This is a genomic window from Candidatus Uabimicrobium helgolandensis (assembly GCF_041508025.1).
In the GTDB taxonomy this organism is placed as follows: Bacteria; Planctomycetota; Uabimicrobiia; order Uabimicrobiales; family Uabimicrobiaceae; genus Uabimicrobium; species Uabimicrobium helgolandensis.
The window spans coordinates 1,923,159-1,943,645 of record NZ_CP165719.1 but is presented as its reverse complement, the minus strand read 5'-3'; the positions used below and the strand labels follow the sequence as shown (position 1 = coordinate 1,943,645).

General features: G+C 37.3%; 14 protein-coding genes. 3 read left to right on the top strand and 11 right to left on the bottom strand.

Annotated features, from left to right (window positions below):
• Positions 1-36: 36 nt before the first annotated feature.
• The 8 genes from UABHE_RS07150 to UABHE_RS07115 all read right to left on the bottom strand — a co-directional run bounded on the left by UABHE_RS07150 (position 37) and on the right by UABHE_RS07115 (position 16,445).
• A complete protein-coding gene (locus UABHE_RS07150; RefSeq protein WP_372369564.1) occupies positions 37-7,107 on the bottom strand; it encodes an RHS repeat-associated core domain-containing protein in 7,071 nt (2,356 codons plus the stop codon).
• The gene (locus tag UABHE_RS07145) at positions 7,029-7,739 is read right to left on the bottom strand and encodes a hypothetical protein (protein WP_372369562.1); all 711 of its coding nucleotides are present in this window, start codon (positions 7,737-7,739) and stop codon (positions 7,029-7,031) included. The genes UABHE_RS07150 and UABHE_RS07145 overlap by 79 nt, the downstream gene beginning before the upstream one ends.
• Positions 7,736-8,281 (bottom strand): hypothetical protein, encoded by a 546-nt coding sequence (locus UABHE_RS07140; protein WP_372369561.1) that lies wholly within the window; start codon positions 8,279-8,281, stop codon positions 7,736-7,738. Before UABHE_RS07140 ends, UABHE_RS07145 begins: the two co-directional genes overlap by 4 nt.
• Before the next feature lie 288 nt (positions 8,282-8,569).
• On the bottom strand, positions 8,570-10,951 hold the full coding sequence (locus UABHE_RS07135) for a hypothetical protein (protein WP_372369560.1): 2,382 nt from the start codon (positions 10,949-10,951) through the stop codon (positions 8,570-8,572).
• A 43-nt stretch (positions 10,952-10,994) separates the two neighbouring features.
• Positions 10,995-11,459, bottom strand: coding sequence for a thermonuclease family protein (locus tag UABHE_RS07130; protein WP_372369559.1), 465 nt, complete (start codon positions 11,457-11,459; stop codon positions 10,995-10,997).
• Positions 11,456-13,756: a tetratricopeptide repeat protein gene (locus UABHE_RS07125; protein WP_372369558.1), complete on the bottom strand. Its 2,301-nt coding sequence runs from the start codon at positions 13,754-13,756 to the stop codon at positions 11,456-11,458. The genes UABHE_RS07130 and UABHE_RS07125 overlap by 4 nt, the downstream gene beginning before the upstream one ends.
• An 8-nt stretch (positions 13,757-13,764) precedes the next feature.
• Entirely contained in the window at positions 13,765-14,529 is a 765-nt protein-coding gene (locus UABHE_RS07120) for a hypothetical protein (protein WP_372369557.1), read from the bottom strand.
• A complete protein-coding gene (locus UABHE_RS07115; RefSeq protein WP_372369556.1) occupies positions 14,526-16,445 on the bottom strand; it encodes a secretin N-terminal domain-containing protein in 1,920 nt (639 codons plus the stop codon). Before UABHE_RS07115 ends, UABHE_RS07120 begins: the two co-directional genes overlap by 4 nt.
• A 397-nt stretch (positions 16,446-16,842) precedes the next feature.
• On the opposite strand from UABHE_RS07115, the gene pilM reads away from it, so the two are divergent.
• A complete protein-coding gene (gene pilM / locus UABHE_RS07110; protein WP_372369555.1) occupies positions 16,843-18,369 on the top strand; it encodes a pilus assembly protein PilM in 1,527 nt (508 codons plus the stop codon).
• Positions 18,370-18,386: 17 nt separating this feature from the next.
• The gene (locus tag UABHE_RS07105) at positions 18,387-18,707 is read left to right on the top strand and encodes a transposase (protein WP_372369554.1); all 321 of its coding nucleotides are present in this window, start codon (positions 18,387-18,389) and stop codon (positions 18,705-18,707) included.
• 111 nt (positions 18,708-18,818) lie between these two features.
• Here the strand turns inward: UABHE_RS07105 and UABHE_RS07100 are convergent, their stop codons facing one another.
• From UABHE_RS07100 to UABHE_RS07090, 3 genes are all read right to left on the bottom strand, one after another.
• Positions 18,819-19,202, bottom strand: coding sequence for a hypothetical protein (locus UABHE_RS07100; protein ID WP_372369553.1), 384 nt, complete (start codon positions 19,200-19,202; stop codon positions 18,819-18,821).
• 156 nt (positions 19,203-19,358) lie between these two features.
• Positions 19,359-19,505 (bottom strand): four helix bundle protein, encoded by a 147-nt coding sequence (locus UABHE_RS07095; protein ID WP_372371576.1) that lies wholly within the window; start codon positions 19,503-19,505, stop codon positions 19,359-19,361.
• Between the two features lie 12 nt (positions 19,506-19,517).
• On the bottom strand, positions 19,518-19,652 hold the full coding sequence (locus UABHE_RS07090) for a hypothetical protein (RefSeq protein ID WP_372364459.1): 135 nt from the start codon (positions 19,650-19,652) through the stop codon (positions 19,518-19,520).
• 225 nt (positions 19,653-19,877) lie between these two features.
• On the opposite strand from UABHE_RS07090, the gene mce reads away from it, so the two are divergent.
• Complete coding sequence (gene mce / locus UABHE_RS07085) at positions 19,878-20,279, top strand: methylmalonyl-CoA epimerase (RefSeq protein WP_372369552.1); 402 nt, start codon at positions 19,878-19,880, stop codon at positions 20,277-20,279.
• The last annotated feature ends 208 nt before the right edge of the window (positions 20,280-20,487 follow it).

Here is a 20,487-nt window from a genome sequence, read left to right as displayed (position 1 = left end):
AGTTTTAATAAACTATACTGAAAAAATTAACTACCATTATCGTAACTGTTCAATTACTTCACTAATTTTCAAATCTACACCTTTTGGTAAAGATACTCTTCTTTCGTAACAAGGCATAGGTGCATGGTTAGCATCAGCATTTTCGTTATTTAGTCGTGTAGTTAAACTAGTATCAGTAATCTCTATGAGAGAACCTTGCCTCTCAAATAAAGCTTGCCAAAAATCATCGGTGTCGGTACCTAAATCTTTGACAATTCCTGGAGTACCAACTCCTGTTAAAGTATTTCTAACGTATAAATAATCCATATTAAATGTGTTAAAAATTTCTTTGTAATCACTTGCACTTCTACTACTGCTATTGCATGCCTGCCAATAAAACCAATGAAAATTTATTTTTTCTTTTAACTGATTAAAATCATCACGAGATTGCAAAACAGGTAAGACTTGATTAATAAAAAAATCTCCAAATGCTTCTGTTGTTTTTTTATCTCTTTCAACTACAAGCGAACCATGATGGGACATATAAACAAACTCTACATTTTTAAATCCTTTATCTACTGCATCTTGAACTTTGTTTACTATTTCGTCTGCAATTTTTTCCGCTTCCTTTTTTATCGAACTACCTGCAGGAACTAGATGGTGCCATGCTTTAAATTCAGAATGCTCTAATCTATAATCAATGTTGATTCTAGTTGTGTCATTTCCTGCTCCGTCACTGTCGCTTCTAATATCAGTTCCAAAAGGATCTTTATATCTATAAGAATTTCCACCTAAAGCTTCATAAAGCCCAAGAGAATCAATATACCCCAAAGGATCTCGCTGAATAAAGCGCCCAAATTCAGGATTATAGTAGCGATTGCGAAAGTACATCAGCGAAGTCTCTTCGTCAAGTCGTCGGCCTTGGAAGCCATAAACGATCTCTTCAAAATCAGCAAATTCCTCTAAATCATTATCGGAATTCACCACAAAGATCCCGCCGTAGGTCGTCAATTCGAAGCGAAATACAACATTTCCAGCGATATCGGTAATCGCAGTAGTGTCGCCACGATGGTTGGTATGAAAATATCTCTCTTCGGAAATAGCACTACCAGTTTCGTCGTATATAGCCATCTGCAAATGCTCGTCGATTCCGAGACCATCTACAAACTGTCGTGTTATAACTTCGTCTCCAAACGGCTGCCCAGCTTCACGCTGTTGCTCACGTTCTTCGACTACACGCCAGCCACTATAGAAAAATGAGCGACGCACGTCTTTGTTAATTATACCACCTGGAGCGCATCCGACACGGGCAATATTTGAAATTCTTGTTTCTTCTAGGTTGCCTACGAAGTTATTTGCGCCTAAAAAAGTTCTTACTGTTGGGTCGATTACGACGTTTCCAGTGAGGGGTTTTTCGGCTAATAGGTTGCCGTTTACAAAGATTTTTACGCTTTGTCCGTCGTAGACTCCGGCGATGTGAATCCATGTTGATAGCGGTATCGCGATATTTCCTCTTACTCTGGTGGTAACTGGCTGATTTGCGCCGTCTAGGGTATGGATGGCGAACACAGGTTTTAGTCTGTTACCGTTTATTTTGAGGTTGAAGCTGCCTTTTCTTTTTACTAGCGAACTGCCTAGGTTTTCGATGTCATTTGCGTCTACGAACACAAATGTTTCTACGGTCAACTGGTCCTGGATGTTGTCTAAGGTTGTTGACAGTGGCATTTTTAAACGTTGTCCGTTGAAGCTTAGAGAGCGGGTGTTGAACAGTCCGTCTTCTCTGGTTGTGTTCTTCGGATTCGCTATGTCATTGCCGTTGCCGGAGCTGTCTATTATTGGACCATTTTCGTTGTTGTAGCGGTAAAGTGCTAGAGTGTTAGCGTCTGCTACGGCTTCGCCTTGCGAGGTGTCGCAGGTGTCAAGTTGTTGACGTTCAAACTCTTTTGATGTGCGGCGATTGGCGAAGTCGTATTTGTAGGTGGCTATTACTTCGTTGTTCGCTTTGTTGTTGATTTGAATGATGCGATTTAGTGCATCGTAGGTGAACAGCCTTTCGCCATCGTCGGTTAGGTTTCCGTTGTCATCGTGAACAAAGACTACGCCGCCGAATGCGTCGTATTCGTTGACTTCGTTTACGGTTTGGGTTTTTTCTTCGCCGTCGATGGTGGTTTTTGCCCAGTTGCCTACACCGTCTAATTGCCAACTTTGGCTTTGTGAGGTGTTGCCTAGGGTGTTGTTGTCTTTTATCTTGGCGCGTTTGAAGTCTACTACGCGATACAGTGAGTCTAGTGCGTATGTTTCGCTAAACTTGTTCTTGCGTAGGTTCTTCTTTTGGGTTTTGAAGTTGACTCTGTTGTACTGATATTCGTACTCTTGGATGCGTTTTCCGTTTGGGCGGAGGTGACGCATTTGTGTTACACGTGGCAAATCGTCGTAGCCAATGTTACTATCACCTTCGTCATTTAGAGTAGTGAATTTAGTACCGTTTTTATAGAGTCTTTCGATGACGCGCGCTCCGATGTAGTCGTAGCTTGCGATCGCAGTTGTTGATGCAGCATCTTTGATTTCGCCTACACGATTTATTTTGTCGTAGGTGTATTCAATTACGCGTTCGTTTGGATAGGTACAATCTGCCAAATCTGCACTTTCACGCCAATTCATCGAAATTACTTTGCCGTTTTGTTGTTCTTCTACTAAGCGACTTAACGAATCGTAATTTCTTGTTACTGTAGTGTTGTCTTGCGCGTCGTTTGGATTGTTGTTGTCGGTGGCTTTGGTTAAACGCGACAGTCCATCGTATTCGTAGGTTTGCTGGGTTGTGCCTTCGATGTTCGCAGCACGGGTTATGTTCTTCGTTGTGGTGCGGTGAATACCGTCAAATACATAGTCGCAGACACTACCGTTGTTGTCGGTGGTGCGAATTACGTTGCTGTCTTTGTCATATTCTACGGTAGTTTCGCGGGTATCGGCGTAGACGGTTTTGGTGAGACGATTTAGGTTATCGTACTCATAAATAGTGGCATTGCCGTTGTCGTCAGAGACATTTATTACGCGCGAATTTTGATCGTAGGTGGTGAATTCGGTTATCTTGCCGTCGGTATTGGACGGGTTTGATAAATCTAGTGGGTTGCCTCCTTCGCCGTCTACGCGCAGTTCGCGAGTACTTTCGAATGATCGCGACAGACCATCGTATTTGGTTTCGGAGATGTTGCCTTCGCTGTTGATGTTGCCTGCAAATAGTCCTAGTGGGTCGACTATTTCTGGGCCTTGAGCATCGGCAGTACGAATTAAGAGATCTCGGCTGGAGTAAGTAAAGTAGGTGGTTTGTCCGATGTTGTTGGTGGTTCTTTCTACGCGGTTTAGCGCATCGAAAACGTTGATTGTCTCGAAGGTTTCGCTGGCTATTCTTCCAGCAGGGTTTACATCGGTTCTCGTTATACGAACTGGGTTACTGTTATTGTCATATACTATATTTTGTTCGTTGTTTTCAGCATCGACCACTCGGATGCGTCTTTGGGCACCATCGTATTCGAAGGAGCTTGTTTCTCTAGCACCTTGTGGACTTGGACTGGTGGTGAACGTTACTCTTGAGTTGCGATCGTAGTCCACGAGAGCGGTTACTTTGCCATCATTTGGATTAGCATCGTTGTCGTCTAGGACTACTGGCCTTACGGTGTTTACGCCGTTTGCTACGAACAAGTGAGTATCGGTTTGAAATACGCGGCCGATTTCGTCGTACAGCATTTCACTTTTGGCTAGTAGAACGTTGCCTGCGGTGCTGTTGCTGCTGCGACTTGCTCCGCCTACTGGGCCAAACGTTTCAGCTAAAATTGCGTTACTATCTGGATCATAAGTTACTATCGACTCATTTCCGACAGAATCAATGGTGCGTTTTACGCGGTCAAAACCATCAAAAATTATCGTAGTCACTTCTCCTGAACCGTCACCGTTATTATCTTCAGCATCGATCGTTGTTGTTATGTTTCCGTTGTTGTCAATGTTGAAAGTAAAGGTACGCTCGTCAGCTGATCCAGCACCAGAAGTTTTTGTAAATACGAGATCTCTTTCATCTAAAACACAGGACATTGTGTTGTTTTCCTGGTTGCCGTTTACCGATTCGGGAGATTTGCTTAGTATTACGTTTTCGTTTGCATCGTAAGAGATTTGGGTTATTGTAACTTCCGAGTTACTAATCGTTTGTTGCATTTCGATAGGATTGTCTAGGATGTCGTATTTTATGGTTGATGGCAGAAAATTGGGGAGATCGGGGTTATTATCGTCGCGAATTTCTACTTGGGTTTCTACTACGTTGTTGTTTGCGTCGTAGAGAATTCTTGACTTGTAGGCGAAAGCTACGAGATTTGCTTCTGTTGCTGCGGAAACATCAGCGGCTTTTGTGGCTTCTACTAGTTGATTTAACTGGTTGAAGACCATTGTGTGCTTTATTCCCCGGCCATCTATGATCGAAGTACGATTCCCTACGCGATCATAACCAAATTGTGTTTTTATCTGCGTCGGAGCTGAGTTTCCGCGATAGCGCGTGCTGTGCGAATCGTCGGTTATCATTTCCTTTAAATATCCACCTATTTGGGTATCGAAAGGTTTGTTGTCGTTGTTGTTTCCGGTTAGGATATTTGCTCCATCACCATCGGGGTCCCCTTCAGTAAAATAACTAAACGTCGTTACTTCACCTTCAGGTGTTTCCGTGAATACATATTGACCAAATTTATTGTAGGCCATACGCGATTCGATTATTTGAATTGTGCTGCCTTCTACTCCGGATTGCAGTGATCCACTTAAAAGATTTACATTTGGTTGGCGCACAACTATAGTGTTCCCACATATGTTATCTACGCGACCATCGCCATTTAAATCGCCAGAATTGATTCGATCTTGTACCGAACTAATATCTACTCCGAATTTATCTATAAGGTCTTGTAGAGTGAATCCACATGCACAGCCCGTAGTATCAAGGTCTGCTTCAAAGTAATCTGGAATTGATTCTGTTGTGTATCGTCCTTCAGCGTTTGCTCCACCATTTTGTGGTTGGTACTGCGGATCTAATTCCCTTGGAGATTTTACGCGTAAGATTTTGTTGTAAACCGGTTCGTATTCGTAATCTATACGAATAAATTGTTGGTCACCACCTCTTGCTGCGTCGGGTGTTTTTATTACTGTTAATAGATTTCCTTTTTGGAATTGATCTTGCGAGCCATCATTGTACACAAATTGAACTGAGTTACCTTCTGGCATTGTTATTTTTGTATTTAGCTGTATGTCATTGTATTCGTAAAGCGTAATGAAAGACGCTGGGTCTCCAGGACGGATTCCTCGGGTTTTTTCTTCTTTCTTTAAAAGTAGCCCTTCGTTGTTGTATGAGAACACAGTTTCATTGCCATTGCGATCAATTACTGTTGTTTCTTCTTTTATCTCAGTGTTGTCTTGTGGATTTACGTTTATTATTTGTTTTGCGTAGGTAATTGTTCCACCTGCTGCTACACCACTGTCATTTGTTCCGCCCCACTGCTGCGTTAGAATCTCATCGTTTGCGTTAAAAGTGTTGATCACTCTTGCAGGACCGTTGTTTGCTACTTCATTCGGAAAAGTTGCTGTTAGCATGTTGTTATTCAACTTCTCGTCATTAAAACCTTCTGAGTAAGTGAATTCCATTGTTTTGCCGTTTGGAAAATCATTAAAACCTGTTCCGGTAACGGCTGGCGTTGTAATACTAATTAAATTATTGTTGTCATCATATACAAAATTGACTTCTCTTTGAATAAAGTCTTTGATCTGAGTTATGTGACCTCTGTCATCTGTTGTGTAATCAATTCTACGTGAGAGACTGTCTAACGAAAACTCAATTACTCCTTCGTTGGTGTAAGAGTGAGTAATTTTGTTACCACAAGGTGTTGTTATTGATTCTAGTAAACCTTCTTTCGCTGATCCGTCTATTGGGAAGAAGCGATAAATCATACCGTCTCTTTCGCGCAACAATACAAAACTGTCGTCGTCCTCTATCATTCTCTTAAAATGGAAATCAGGAGATACAAATTCACTGTTTACAACTTCATACTGATCTCCGCGTAATCGACCACTGTAAAGTACAACCGAGCCATCTTGTTGTGGTACTATTCTTCGCGAGTGATTGTCAGACCAGTTGTTTCCAAAACGCCCTTCAAATTGAACGCGTGAACGATATGTTAATTGAAATTCAAAGTCTAAACCTCTACCTGCTATATCAAGAACACTCATACCCATAATGTAATCGAGCGAATTCAGAATAATTGGGTCTCCAGCGTTTGCATCTGTGCCACTTGTGATTACGCCGGAAGAGGTGCTTGCGTTAAAGCATTTACAAGTACTGCATCCACAGTTTGCTGAATTTCCAGTCTTGTTCATTGCTACTGTTACGCAACTTGGGTTATTCACTGCTGGATTGTGGTATGGATGTTCTGTTGTCACAACACTACCATCATTTTCTTTTACTTCGCGGTCAAGTCCACCGCCTTGATTTTGATTTTCTCTATAGCAATTAAAAGTTGGGTTCGTTGTTGTTTGACCAAACATCGCAATAATGTTGCCAATATCATTGATATCTATTGCTATTCCACCTGTTGTTGCTTCTTGCGGATTTGCAATTGTTTCTACTGGTAAGAATGCATCGTTTTCAAAGTTTCTGGCGTTAATCACTTCTACACCGTTATTAACCGCCACTGAGACCGCGACACCTTCATTTTGTTCGTTTACTGTGAAACTTTCGATAAACTCATTATTTCCACCAGGAACTAATATTTCTTCCGAAACTCTTTGTCCGCTTTGGATAGTAATTGCGTTAAAATCTCCTGTCGCAATATCAAAGTTTATTGCAAGATATCTTTCTGTTCCTATGTTTTGTAATTCAGCACCTACAGTGCTTGATCCATTGTTGGCATCTACGATAATTGGTGTCGTGAAAATAGTAAGTTTTGAGCTAAAAAATGTATGAAAAAGTCCATCTGTTCCTTGTTGACCAAAAATAATCGCTTGCCCATCTTGTGATAAACGGTAAGTTAGTACTGATCCGACTCCTGTATCAATCGGAAAACCAACCCACGTTGCTCCACCATCAAAAGAAACTTGCGCTTGCAAACGATCATTACCACTTGCGTCCTTTGCTTGAACACAGCTGATATTGATCCATCACCACTATCCTCAAAGTTGACATTAAAGGAAGAAAGGAGGTCAAGGTTTACATCTCCAATAGGAGACGACTCTTGCCAATTCGCAGGATCGCCAATTGGACCAAATGCTGCAAACAATTGATCTTTACCTGAATTACTGTCAAACTTTTTATATATCGCAACACCGTTGCCAGCGTCAGTTACCAAGAAATTCTTTACTTCTATGTCACCACTCATCGCTGGAATGTCACCTTGAGGAACAAAGCTGCCATTTTGAAATTGAAATAATGAGGCGATATTTGAACCTTGTACTATAGCGGTTATTTCTCCTGAGCTGCTTTTATTTGAGAATACACTAGCATTTGTTATTGGTGACAAAAGGTTAAAATTACCAAAATTTGTTCCGTCAAAAATAACAAAGCCAGCACTACCGCTTTGCTCGACTGTCGCAACTGCGGTAGTGTCTCCAGTAAAGAGCACTTGTTTTTTCTGAATATCTGGTGTTGCAAAGGCTTGCGTTTCGCCTTTCCACTCTTTTTGTGCAAATGCTGGTGCTGTAAACAGCAACATTACCCAAAATAACTTTAAATATTTGTTCATTTACTGTGTTTCCTCTCTAATTGAGTTTTTATTATCTCTATTTGCTTTTTCTTTAAGCCCACAGAATAATGTTGAGGATTTTCTTTTATAAATTTGGTCAAGTTTTGTAAATTTGTCAAGAGTTGTAATTGATTTCTCTTATTACGCTTTTTCAAAGTAACAAGCCACTGCTCAATATTTTTTTTGTTTTTGTTATTTGGATCTATCTGTAGTAATTTTTCAAAGTAAGCAATGGCTTTTTTTTCACTACCTGTTTTGCTCAGGAAATGAACACCTAGTTTGAAATGTCCGTCGATATCCATATCATTGATACTTTTTTCTAAATGTTCAATTTTTTGTTTATTCTGCGAAGGAACATTCTTCTGTTTTTTAGATATCGTGTTGTTTGATGAACTGTTACTTGCCGCTACGTTTTCTATTTGCTTTTTCAATTGCACAATTCTTTTATGATTGATGAATATTAAGGTTGTTAAGCAAACATAAAAAATTAAACCTAGGCTGATAGCAATATCATAGAGTAATTTTTTCTTTTTGGTTTTCAAAACTCGTCCCTTATTTTGATTCTTGTGTTTTTTGTTTTTGAAGTGACTGTAGGGTTGCCTGTTGTTGGTACAAATACACGGCTTCAGCACAAATCAACAACATCAGTACCGCTAGTATAATTTTTCGTAGTAGCATTTTATCCTTTCAGCTTTAAATAAAAGAATGCGTTTTATTTCTTCTTTTTTTATTAATGAAAATTTTTTAAGCATCTTTGATGCTTTTACTTTATAAAACGCTTAAAAAGAAAAAAGCGGCAAAGAAAAATTTTTTTGCCGATTTATAGATATCTACTTTGTAGTTTTACGTAATGCTTTTTTCGCTTCACTTACAATATTTGAATCACTACATTTTTGTATAATTATTTCTAAACGCTTTTTGGCTTGGAAAATTTGCTTTTCTTTTATCAAAAGTTGCGCACAAATTAATTGATACTTATAAGCTTCTGGCTTTTTCTTGAGAGCTTTTCCTAGGCTCTTGATGGCAAAATTTCTTTGATTGTTTTTATTGTATGCTTTTGCTAAAGCAAAAAAGAACTCTGGCTTCCCAGAATATGAAGCCACTATGCCTGGTTCATTGGACTGTTTTTCAATATGCAAATAGTGTTGTGCTGCTAAGTCATTCTTTCCATTAATAATGGAAAAATTTATAAATTTTTGCCTCCATAATTTTTTGTTGGGATATTTTTTAAGGTAGGCATTCAAGATCTCCTGCACGCTTTCCCATACGCGAGGTTTTTTATAGTAATCTTCTCCAAAATTATGTTGCTCACCAAGCTCTTCATGCACACCAATCATGATAAGACTCTGAGGGGAGCCTAATCCATACTTGTCGATAGTCTCAGAGGCGAATTGAAACATCATCTCTACAGAACCATGCCATTTCGGTTTTATGTATTCCAACTTGTTATAGTAAAGATCAACTTTGTATTTGTTTGCAATTTCACCACGACGAAACCATTTATTTATTTCAGAAAGGTCCATTCCAATGCCTTTGCACACCGTTAGCATTCGCCATGAAATCAACCAGTCGTAAGCACATTGTTGATAGGCTTCTTCTAGGTACACATGTGCTAAAAGCAAACGTTTCTTGAATAAACGAAAGCCGTTCTCTGATACGGTCGATGCCCAACCCGATCCACGAGCATGCCAAGCATACTCTACATAAAAATATCCACTACGATATAATGCTCTATAATCAAAATTTTGCTCTCGATACCAAGTTAAGATTTTTTCCATTTCTTCCCAGGCACTATATTTTTGCAAAATATATTCTAAATGATCATATAGTTGAATATTACCAGCATCTTCTTGTAACAAATCGAAAAGAAGAGAGAGTGCTTTGTCGTATTTATATGTAGAAGAAAGTCTTCTCATCCACGAGTATTTTGCGTAATCGTTATTCTTGTTTTTGATGTATAGTTTGCTGTAATGCGGTGTAGCTGCATAAAATTTTTGTTGTCGTAATAAATTAAATCCATACATATCTTGAATGAGGATATTCGAGGGGTACTTGTTTGCCCAATTGCGCCAAAGTAGGGAATCTGAGTAGCCTTCACAACGCAAACTATGACAATAATCTTTTGCTAAAGATTTTAGTTCGTCTACTGAAAATGGTGAAGTAGCGGGTATCGCTGGATCTAACTTCAAGTATTTACGCGTTTCTAAGGCAATCCATGATGAAATTTTATAGGTATCTGTGTATGCGAATAGCTTTTCTCGTTTTTCGCCAGAAGTAAATGATATTGTTAGGTGATATCCATTATTACGTTCTGAAATCACCCCTGTAATAACAGAGTCAGCGCAAAAATATTGTTGCGTCCTTTCAGGCAGAATTAAACTGTTGTCTTTATAAGAAAGCCAGTCTATTAGAAACTCTAAGTATCTTCCAAAAGTGAAATCGACCATTTTCTTTGGAGAAAATGTAGCGAGATAGTTACTTTCAATAGATAGAAAACTTCCTAAATCAGAATATTCTCCATTTTCATCAACTAGCGGTGTAACAAATACACACTTTGGTAATTTTTTGGCGTTTTTTAAATCGGTGATTTTCTTCTGTATGTACGTTTTATTTATTTTACCGTTTATAATTGGTCGCGAAGAATTATCGGAAAATTTTGCTTTGGGATAACGCTTCTTTGGCGGTATTGTGACTTGTTTTACAGGTTTATTCTTTACTACTGGATTTTGTTGTGGTTTTTTTGAGCGCTTTTGTTGTTTTACAGGCTGTTGTTGGGTTTTAACAACAGTCTTTTTTTTGCGGTGTATTTTTTGGCCACCGCTCAAACTTACAACAACAATGATTATCACAAGACACATAGCGATTCCACCGCCAATCATGAAAACTTTTTGTTGTTTTTGTTTTTGCAACTTGGCTTTTTCCATACGCTGTGTTCTTCTTACTGTAGAACTTGCCATATTTTTAGAATTTTGTGTACGGCGAGTTGTTGCTGGATGTCTTCTTTTAGAATTATTAGCATTTAAATGCCGTGTTTGTCTTAATCGTTTTGTGTTTGTTTGTTGTGGGTTGTTTTGTGGAGAAAAAGAATTTGTTGCACAGGGGCATTTTGTACACTGAGGACACAGATAATTTTTACATTGTGGACATTGTTTAATACCAATCATTTGTGCATTTAAAAGTTGCTTACATAAATGGCAATAATAGCTCACCATCGTCTACTCCTTGTATAAAATCATATTGTAAATAAGATTAATTTTACGGTACTTGCGGCGGTTGATTTGACCACACACCTACACTATATTGCTGTGCTTCTGTTTCCATTTTTTTTAAATTTTTCCACAGCGCTTTATTCTCAACTCCATTATCATTTTCTGGACATTTTGCATAACCAAATTTCAACAACTCGGCATTGACAAATAATTGTTTTGTTGTTCCTTTGTCGCCAATAGGTGTATACACGTAAGCGGTCACAACTTTATCAGTGGAGAGTTTCGGTTCTTTCACTATAGAAACTTTATGATTGAGTATCAAAAACTCGTTAGCGGCTTTCGACGCAGCAAACCACGCATCATTCGCTTTTGGAGCAACAACTCCTGCATAGCGCACTTTCGTTCCGTCATTGAGTACTATGGTGTCAGCTGAAATCACTTCTTTGACAATGAGCGCTTTGGAAGCGCAGCTTACACATAGTAGTGAGATTAGCATGAGTAGTTTTATCATTGTTGTTTCCTTCCTGGTATTGGGTTCGGTATTTTTGGATAAAAGTCTTGTGGTTGTGGTATTTTGGGCAATTTCGGAAGCATACTTTTGGGATCTGTTACTTTTGGTATTGCTGGCGTTTGTGGTTTTTTAGACGTATTGTTTTTGTCTAGCTGTTCACCTTTCTTTTGCATTTCAGCGGCTTTGGTTTGCGTTTGTTTGTTTTGTGCGTAGATCTGCGCTAATTTTTTATAAGCGTAAGGATTTTTAGGATAGAACTTTGTTAATTGTTCGTAGATTTGTTGCGCTTGTGGTATACGTTTCGTTTTTTCGTATATCTTGGCTAATTCTATACTAGCGTAAAAATTACGTGGAGCAATTTGCAGTGCCTCTTTATAGTATTTTTCTGCCTCAGTTGTTTTGCCTTGGATATTTTTCACGCGCGCAACGGCTACTAAATAATTGGCGTTTGTTGGAAAAAGACTTTGTAGATACTCATATATAGTGATTACATTATCATATTTCTTTTTTGCAGCGATTTGCTGCGCGTAACGTGTGAGTAGTTTTACAACTGTTTTTTGATGTTGCACTGCTTTGTTGGCTTGGAGTATTGCATCATTAAGGCTATCTTTTTGCAAAAAATGCATGGCATTAATGACATGATATTGAGATACCAAGTTTTGTTGCATATTGCTTTTTATCTTTGTCGTTGGCGACCATTGTGGTACGTCTTGTTTCTTTTGTAGTGGTTGCCATAATAGACCATTTCTGTAACGTCTATTGTTTGAAGATATTGGATCAACGTATGTACAAGTTGCATTGGGATTTTGTCTTATAAGTTGCTGTTTGTGTTTGATATCTGTAGCAAGAATGATTTTCGTTTTTGGATTTTTATTATTGTATACAAGTGGCCAATAGATATTTGTGTCAGCAATAATTGTCGATTGTGCATTTTGCAATATATGTTTGCTGTAAGTATGAATAAAGTTGTCATTCACTACCGAAACTGGGTTTATAAAAAGTTGTGCTGCAATAGCAGTTGTACATAGCACATATTTATATTTTGTTTCTATTTGAGTTATTACAAGACCAATGATAATAATAAGTGGCAAGGATAAATAGCCAAGAGTTTGAATCGCATCGCGCGATATGTTCGTGGTTGCGGCAACTACAAAAATAACAAAGAATGTTATGGTAATGAACATAAGTAATTTCGCAAAAGCGGGTTTTGATTCACGAAGTTGTTTATTGCCATAAAAAACCAATAGCAATACTGATATTGTTATAAATAAACCAATAAAGATATTACCACTCAAAAAACCAAAAGGCGAAGTTATTATAGTGGAGTACTTAGTTAGCGAAAATTGGGTGAATTCCAGTTCGCTAACAGGTTGAATGACAAATTGTATGCTATCTAAAAAACCTTGAGGAGCATTTGATGGCGCGTGGTTCCATGAGGCAAAAGGAATCACCAGGAAAACGTTTAGTCCTAAAAATAATAGTATCGAAATAGAGAATATCGTTTCTTTTGAAAGTTTGTAGTCACGATGTGCTACAAATAGGAAAAACAAAATAGCGGGTACGAAAATGGCGAAAAAAGGGTGCGAGATGACAGAAGCAATAAGCGAGATTGCGATTATTACTACGCGATTTTCCTGTGGCGACTCATACCAACGAACACAGAAATACAAACTTACACTAAAAAACATCACTGCGAATGAAACAGGAGAAACGGTGATTGCGTTTGTCCAAACATTTGTGGAGAAAGCAAACAAGGTAGTTAAGGTAATTGCTAAACCAAAATGATTGCAAAAACGATAAAAAATCATCGCTAAAAATCCACATGTAATTGCCATGCAAAGAGCGGAAAGAAGCTGTAGCTGCCATGCACTAGTTCCAAAGAAATAACAGAATGCGTTTCCTACAAAGAGATAGAGTGGTGAAGCCGTAGATGAAAGTCCGTAATCAGTAGCACATACAGCCAATTCTGCGCCATATATACCTGCTGGAAAATTAGGAATCGTGGCCATATATATCGCGGCTATACAAGCAATAAAAATAGCTAGCTCTTTTGTTTTTGCGAAATTTTTTGCTATGGTTATATGAAGGACATTAGTTTTTTCTATAAAAGTCGGTGGTGTTTTTTTGGCGTGTTGTTGAATATAAACGCGATTTTTTCCACTTCGTTCTAATTGTAATTCGCTCATCGCGAGGTATACCCAGTTTTTATTTTGCTGCATAGCTTTTGCAAGTTTGGCATCGCTATATTTTTGGTAGTGTGTTTCTAAAAAAGTTGCTTGGTCTTTAGTTATTTTCAATTTTGATCTCACTTAAGAACATATACGGATACTTTTTCGCCATTTCGCATGACTAAAATCTTTGCAAAACGCGAGGCATTGATTTTGGAATAGAATTGTTCTATGGTTTGCACAGGTGAACCATTTACGCTAATGATTTGATCGCCATTTTTCAAATTGTTAATTGAAGCTGCAAGGTTGTCGGCAACAATTATTTTATCGCCAATTATTTCGATGCCTTTTTGCGGTTTTGTCGTTGATTCGGTTGATTTTTTCTGACTTTTCCCTACTTCCTTATTAACGGTAATTATCCACTCCTTATAATAAAATAGCACTTGATCTTGCTTTATTTGCGCAATTTTATATTTACTATTAGGTAATGAATCATTTTTGCGCACGAGAAGTTGTTTACGAGCGCGGGTATCTTCGAGGATAGCATGAGCCCTATTATCATCAGAATGGGTTACCGTTGCAATTACTTTAAAAGTAATAGGCGGTTTGGGAATCACTTGTGGTTTAGGAGTCGTTTTTTTTACAACAAGTTTAGGTCTTTTTATGATTGTACGCGGTTTATTGGGGAGTATACTTGCCTGCCAAAAAAAACGAAAAGTGTTTAGCGAGTTGTCTTGGTATTTAGTGACCAACCGCTCAGGAATTTTTTCATTCCAAACTTGTGGAGTGGCCACTACTTGATCAACAACAAGCATAATAATACCGGTAATAGTAGACAAAGCAATCACCATATTAAAAACTTGAATGATGATTGCTATTTTTTGCGCTTGGTTTGGGGTCATTTTTTAGATCTTTTTCGTCTGTGTTTCTTGGCACGTAGTCTGTTCATCTTTTTATATTCATTTCGCGAAATACTTTCTAGCCTGTGAAAATCATCATTTAGTATAATTGGTGTTATAAATATATAAAGATTGGTTTTCGTGACTGATTTTGATCTGTTTTGAAATAAATACCCTAACAGCGGAATATCTCCAAGAATAGGAATTTTATCTATCGCTTCTATTTCACGTCTTCCATTTAATCCACCGAGTATGATGGTTTTGTTATTGGGAACAGTAACTGTCGTTTTTATGGAACGACTGCTTTTCGGTGGTGGAATACCAACACCCGGAGCTGCTCCTAGAAATGCGTCGACATTTTGTTCTATTTCTAGTTTGAGCCATTTACTGCGTATAATGTGGGGCTTGATTTTTAACACCGTTCCTGCTGAAACAAATTCCTTAAACGAAGTAGATGTAGTTGAACTGTTAAGCGCATCAATACTTGCAACAGGTTCTTCTTGTTCTACGCGTATTTCTGCTTGTTCACCGTCGTCAGTGATAATTTGCGGGATATCGAGTACTTCGGTGTGTGAAACAGAACGAAGTGCGCGAATAATAAATGGAACATTTTTATCCTTAGCAAAAAAAGCGGTCAATCCTGCTCCAGGACCAACTGCACGTCCAGCAATAGGGTTTGAATTATCACCCGTAACTGGATTTCCCACTTCATCTACAACAGAAGATAAGCCAAAAGAAGTTAAGGCTTGTGGTCGAAATCCTCCTGAATCGTTGATTGCCATAAGCTCAATGCCAAGATTGAGTACATCCGTAGGTGTAAATTCACAAATAATAGCGCGGATCATCACTTGTGGTCTGCGAACATCGATACGACGAATTAATTTGTTAATCATGCGATGTGCACTCATTGGTGCTACTACTATAAGCGATTTAGTATGATCGTTAACAGTAATTGAGATATCGATATTATTCCCCGAAGCGGTTACACCTGGGGTTATTGATTCTTTGAATAACCGTGTATTCGTAAATTCGCGTAACGTCGGTAAGATTTTGTCAGTAGTAATATGTCTTAGATAATAGATTCTTGCTACGATGCGCTTTGACTCTATTTTTACATCGTATTTAGAAACGATTTTTTTAATTTCTTCAATGTCAGCATCTGTACCGCGAATTGTTAAAGAATTTGTGCGATTATCAGGTATTACGGTAATTGTCTCAGGTACGTTGTACTCTGATCGTTCACGTGCACGGTTTTGCAATAACTGATTAATTTTTTGGCTAACCGCAGCGGCATCGGCATAACGCAGTTTAATAAACGCCATTGTAATCACCGGTGGTGGTTTATCTAACATTCGAATAATTTTGACAATTCTTTTTACATTGGGAACAAAGTCGCTAATGATAATAGAGTTAGCACCTTTGATTTCAACAATGCTACCAGATTTGGAGTCAAATAGTTTTGCTTGGCGAATAGAGTTTATGATATGCGATGCTTTAAGATATTTGATGACAATAAGTTGTGAAACATAATAATCTCCGTCGCCCATTTTTTCTAAATCATCGATCGAATACAAGGCAATCGGTTTTGACGACGCAGCACTTGCCTCTATTAATTTATATACCTCACTTGCTCCTGAACCCACTTTCACAAGAGTAAGACCGTAACTTTCCAAGATAGACATGCAAATTTTCTCGACCGCTTCTTCTGACACTGGTTGCGGTGAAACAAAGTGAATTTTCTTTTGCTGTAAACCAGAACTGAGGTTACCGTAGATAATTTTTTTATTAGTAAAATTGGCAAACCACTTTAAAAATACATCAAAGTTCACACCTGAAAATTCCATCGAAACTTTGGCATCTTGCGCATGCGAAAACGCAACAGATATTAAAATAAGAATAATTACAAAACTTTTTTTCATTTAAGAATACTCGCCTGAATAGTGTTGGTTTGTAAGTGATTATCTTTTATATTACGATTATATTACGATTTTCATTAGTGATATTTTGCTATTTTTACATTCCCGATTCCGTATAAATACAACGTACTCCAAGTACGTTGCCAATAGGCAAAAACATAATTTTACGTATCAAATATTAGTAATACCAAGATCAATTTTCAATTATCTTGGTGTAAGTTCGTACTTATGTTTACTTGTTTCGTTAGTTAAATTTCCGGAACGGGAACAGGATCAGGCTCAGAATCGTATTTTTATTTCAACTAGCACATGTCGTACTATATTATATAATATACCATGTAATAGCGCAATTTACAGCGCATCTATCATACGCATCTGAAAAAATATTTAGGAACACGTAATGCAATTTGGTCTTGGTATTGAGTTACAAAACGATCGAGCTTTTATCGCTGCAATTAGCAAAAAAGGTTCTTCTCTGCTTCTAGAGTACTGTAACACTATATATTTTTCGGATACACACGAATTAAAAAATGAACTCAAGAAATTTTTCTCAAATCATCGTTCTTGGAAACATAATGTTGCTATTTCTATTCCTGTAAAAAATACGATACTTCGAAAATTTAGCGTCGCTTTTAGCGGTAGACAACAAATAGACCAAATTATTCACTATGAAACTGAAAACTACATCCACAGCAAAGAAATAGAAGATCTTATCGTTGATTATGTGATTTTAAACCAAGAACCACAAAAAACAAAACTCTCAGTAGCTGCTGTTCCGATAGCTCTTATTTCTAAGCAATTACAATTAATAGACGAATGTGGTGTTCATCCGTTTATTATTGACATAGACCTCTTTGGTCTATATTACTTCTTAACAACGACAAAGCGGCAACAAAAAAATTGTATTTTAGTTCATTTACGTGAAAATACTTGTAATTTTTTAGTGGTACAAGATGGGAGAGTTCACGATGTACGCAAGCTAAATATGGCAAGTAGCTGGTTGACCACTGACAATTCTTCCATGGGAATCACTACCGAAATTAATGTAGAAAAAATAGGTTCTCAAAGCATCGATTTGCAAAAATACTCACAACGGCTCATACGCGAATTAAAAAAGACTTTTTTAACAATGAATGTCGTAGAAGGTGTCTATTTTTGTGGCGATAAACATATATGTAGTGAAATATGCGAACGTACATCAACAAAATTGAAAGTAAAATGCTACCGGTGGCAAGTAAGTGACTCGATAAAATCCAAAATAAACGAAGATACTTCCGATGTTGTTGCCGCAACAGGTTTGGCATTGAGAGCTATTCAGCAAGTAGAAGGATTTAATTTTCGCAAACAACAGTTTGCTTATAAGAATGCTTTAAATCTTTTGAGAATGCCGCTTGCCGTTTTATTGTTTTTTGTAACTCTTTTCATAACTACGATTAGTTTTTATTACTCACAACAAACAAATATCGAACGAAAAAGTTATGAAAATTTACAGAACAACGCCCGAAAAATTTACAAACGCAATTTAACCACTAAATTGAAAGCAAAATATTGGCAAGAAATTTCCAAGATTAAACAAAAAATGCAGGACCAAATAGTCGGTCCACAATATCCACTTCCTTATGATATGGTAAATATATGGAATCAAGTGTCTGAAGTTGCTGACAAAATTCGTAGGCGTCATTATCTTGTTATTGATCGCGTTTTTATGAATCAAAATGAAATTAATTTTTATGGACGTACCAACGATGATGTTTGTCTTGACCTTTTTAAACTCCATCTCAAAAATAAATCGTGGATAGACCCTCAAGATGATGCACTACAAGTAGTAGAATCTGAAAAACTAGAACGTCCAAAAGATTCAAAACTGCCCCAAAGCTATCAATACTTTATTCGCTTGAAGAATGAGAAAAAATCATTTGATAAATAGTAATAGTTTCCCGGTCTGTGACAATATTCGCATTAGTCGAAATATACAATACACAAGATCATCGGAGTTGTGTTGCAAGCAAACGTCGTTATTTTTTCGGTTTGCGGGTTCATATGCTCGTCACCAAAACTGGTTTACCAGTTGAGTTTTTGCTTGCTCCTGGTGGCTGCAATGATTGTCGTGTTCTCAAACAATTTCAATTAGATATCCCTGAAAACTCTTTTGTTTTTGCTGATAAATCTTACAATGATTACTCTTTCGAAGATATTGTTTCTGATGCTCTTAATGTCTCTATCTTACCTCAGAGAAAGAAAAATTCTAAAAGGGCTTTTTCCTGAGCTACTGAGTTTATTCAAAAGGTTACCCGTAAAAGGATTGAAACTACTTTTAGTCAGATCACTTCTTTTTTTCCAAAGAATATTCATGCTGTTACCTCTTATGGATTTGAGTTAAAAGTTGTCCTTTTTGTTCTCGCTTTCACTTTTTCTTGTTATTTTTAGGTCGCAACTTAAGTTAGTATCTATGATATAATCTCGCAGATTGTTTCGCTTACTAATTTCAGCAAACAAATGAAAAAGAGAAAGCCATACACTTTCACCAATAGCACGTATGCGGCGATTGAAACGACTTTTACTTAGCATTTTTTTGATGTAGCCATGTTCAGCTAAAAAATTTCGTCCTTTTTCAAAGTTGCCAGAAAAGTAAAGCATAGAAACTAATGCTGTTGTCATAATTTCTGAATTAGTCATTTTAACTTGAGGATCTTCTACAATCTTGAGTGCTTGTGTTATCTCATCACATATACAGAAAACAATTATAATTTCTTTTTCCATGACTTTCTCCTTCTTGTTTTTCCTACTTTAAGAGAAGAGTCGTTATAACAGTATAAAAAAACGATGTGTGCAATTCGATTTTTGAGGTTCGTGGTCGTGGATCGATATTCCATGTGCGAAAATTAGACTATTAACTTTGAAAGCATACAAATTATTCTATAGAGTAGTTTTTTCTTTTGAGTCTATTATTTGGGCTATCTTGGCAACATCGAATACTGCACTACATTCATTTGCTGATGCTCTTGCTATAGAGAAAAACCTTACTTTCTCTTTTTTGCTAAATTTGGCATTGCCTTCTGCTATATTAAGAGGGACTCAAGGCGATGCTCTTTTTAGCTGATCCTTTAAATAGCTGTAACCTGATGGCATTTTCTCCATCACATTAAATGTTTCTTTTGTATATTCTAGTGATACTTGATATACATCTAATTTTTCATGATTAAAATTCATTGCATTACCCTTACTTCGTGCCATGTGCCACGACTGCGTCTCACGAGATTCGAACCGCGCACATCGAATTTGTAAGAGTAATTATACCAGACTATACGACAAATTTTATAGGTCGCAACTTGGGTTAATACTATTAAAATAAGACCTGCCAACATTTAAAAGAACAACTAAATATAATGCAATTTACTAAAGTGGGTAATAATTTCGACAATGAAAGAGATAACAATGATAAAAAAAATTGATCATATTGGAATTGCTGTCAATAATATTTCAGAGCAGCTTGTTTATTATCGCGATATACTAGGCCTACCCTTTGTCGGCGAAGAAGAGGTTCAAAATCAACAAGTGAAGGTAGCTATGTTTCAGGCGGGAGAAATTCGCATTGAGCTTCTAGAAGCAACAAGTGAAACCAGTCCTATTGCAAAGTTTATTGCTAAAAAAGGTGAAGGAATACATCATATTGCTTACCACTCGGACAATATCCAAAACGACTTAGACAATGCTAAAGAACAAAGAATAAGACTTATCAATGAAACACCTCAGCAGGGAGCTGACAATAAAAAAATAGCTTTTATGCATCCAAAATCTACTTTTGGAGTCTTAACTGAGCTTTGTAGTGAAGAGTAGGACGCTCCAGTACATATTGGTATGGTTTTAAAATTCTTTAAACGTATACTTTAAACTTGACATTCTAGTAAAATGACAAATAATTCAATAAAACGACTATTCGAAATAAACCAATGTCTTCACATTGGAAGTTTACAGATATCGAAAAAACGCAACTTCATTTGAAGCACGCAATTATAATTCTGTAACTAAAGAGTAATAACGTTCA

Excerpts from the sequence above, each read along its gene's own strand:
- UABHE_RS07145 (WP_372369562.1), bottom strand. The coding sequence starts at position 7,739 with ATGAACAAATATTTAAAGTTATTTTGGGTAATGTTGCTGTTTACAGCA.
- UABHE_RS07135 (WP_372369560.1), bottom strand. The coding sequence starts at position 10,951 with ATGGTGAGCTATTATTGCCATTTATGTAAGCAACTTTTAAATGCACAA.
- UABHE_RS07130 (WP_372369559.1), bottom strand. The coding sequence starts at position 11,459 with ATGATAAAACTACTCATGCTAATCTCACTACTATGTGTAAGCTGCGCT.
- UABHE_RS07120 (WP_372369557.1), bottom strand. The coding sequence starts at position 14,529 with ATGACCCCAAACCAAGCGCAAAAAATAGCAATCATCATTCAAGTTTTT.
- UABHE_RS07115 (WP_372369556.1), bottom strand. The coding sequence starts at position 16,445 with ATGAAAAAAAGTTTTGTAATTATTCTTATTTTAATATCTGTTGCGTTT.
- pilM (WP_372369555.1), top strand. The coding sequence starts at position 16,843 with ATGCAATTTGGTCTTGGTATTGAGTTACAAAACGATCGAGCTTTTATC.
- UABHE_RS07100 (WP_372369553.1), bottom strand. The coding sequence starts at position 19,202 with ATGGAAAAAGAAATTATAATTGTTTTCTGTATATGTGATGAGATAACA.
- UABHE_RS07090 (WP_372364459.1), bottom strand. The coding sequence starts at position 19,652 with ATGAATTTTAATCATGAAAAATTAGATGTATATCAAGTATCACTAGAA.
- mce (WP_372369552.1), top strand. The coding sequence starts at position 19,878 with ATGATAAAAAAAATTGATCATATTGGAATTGCTGTCAATAATATTTCA.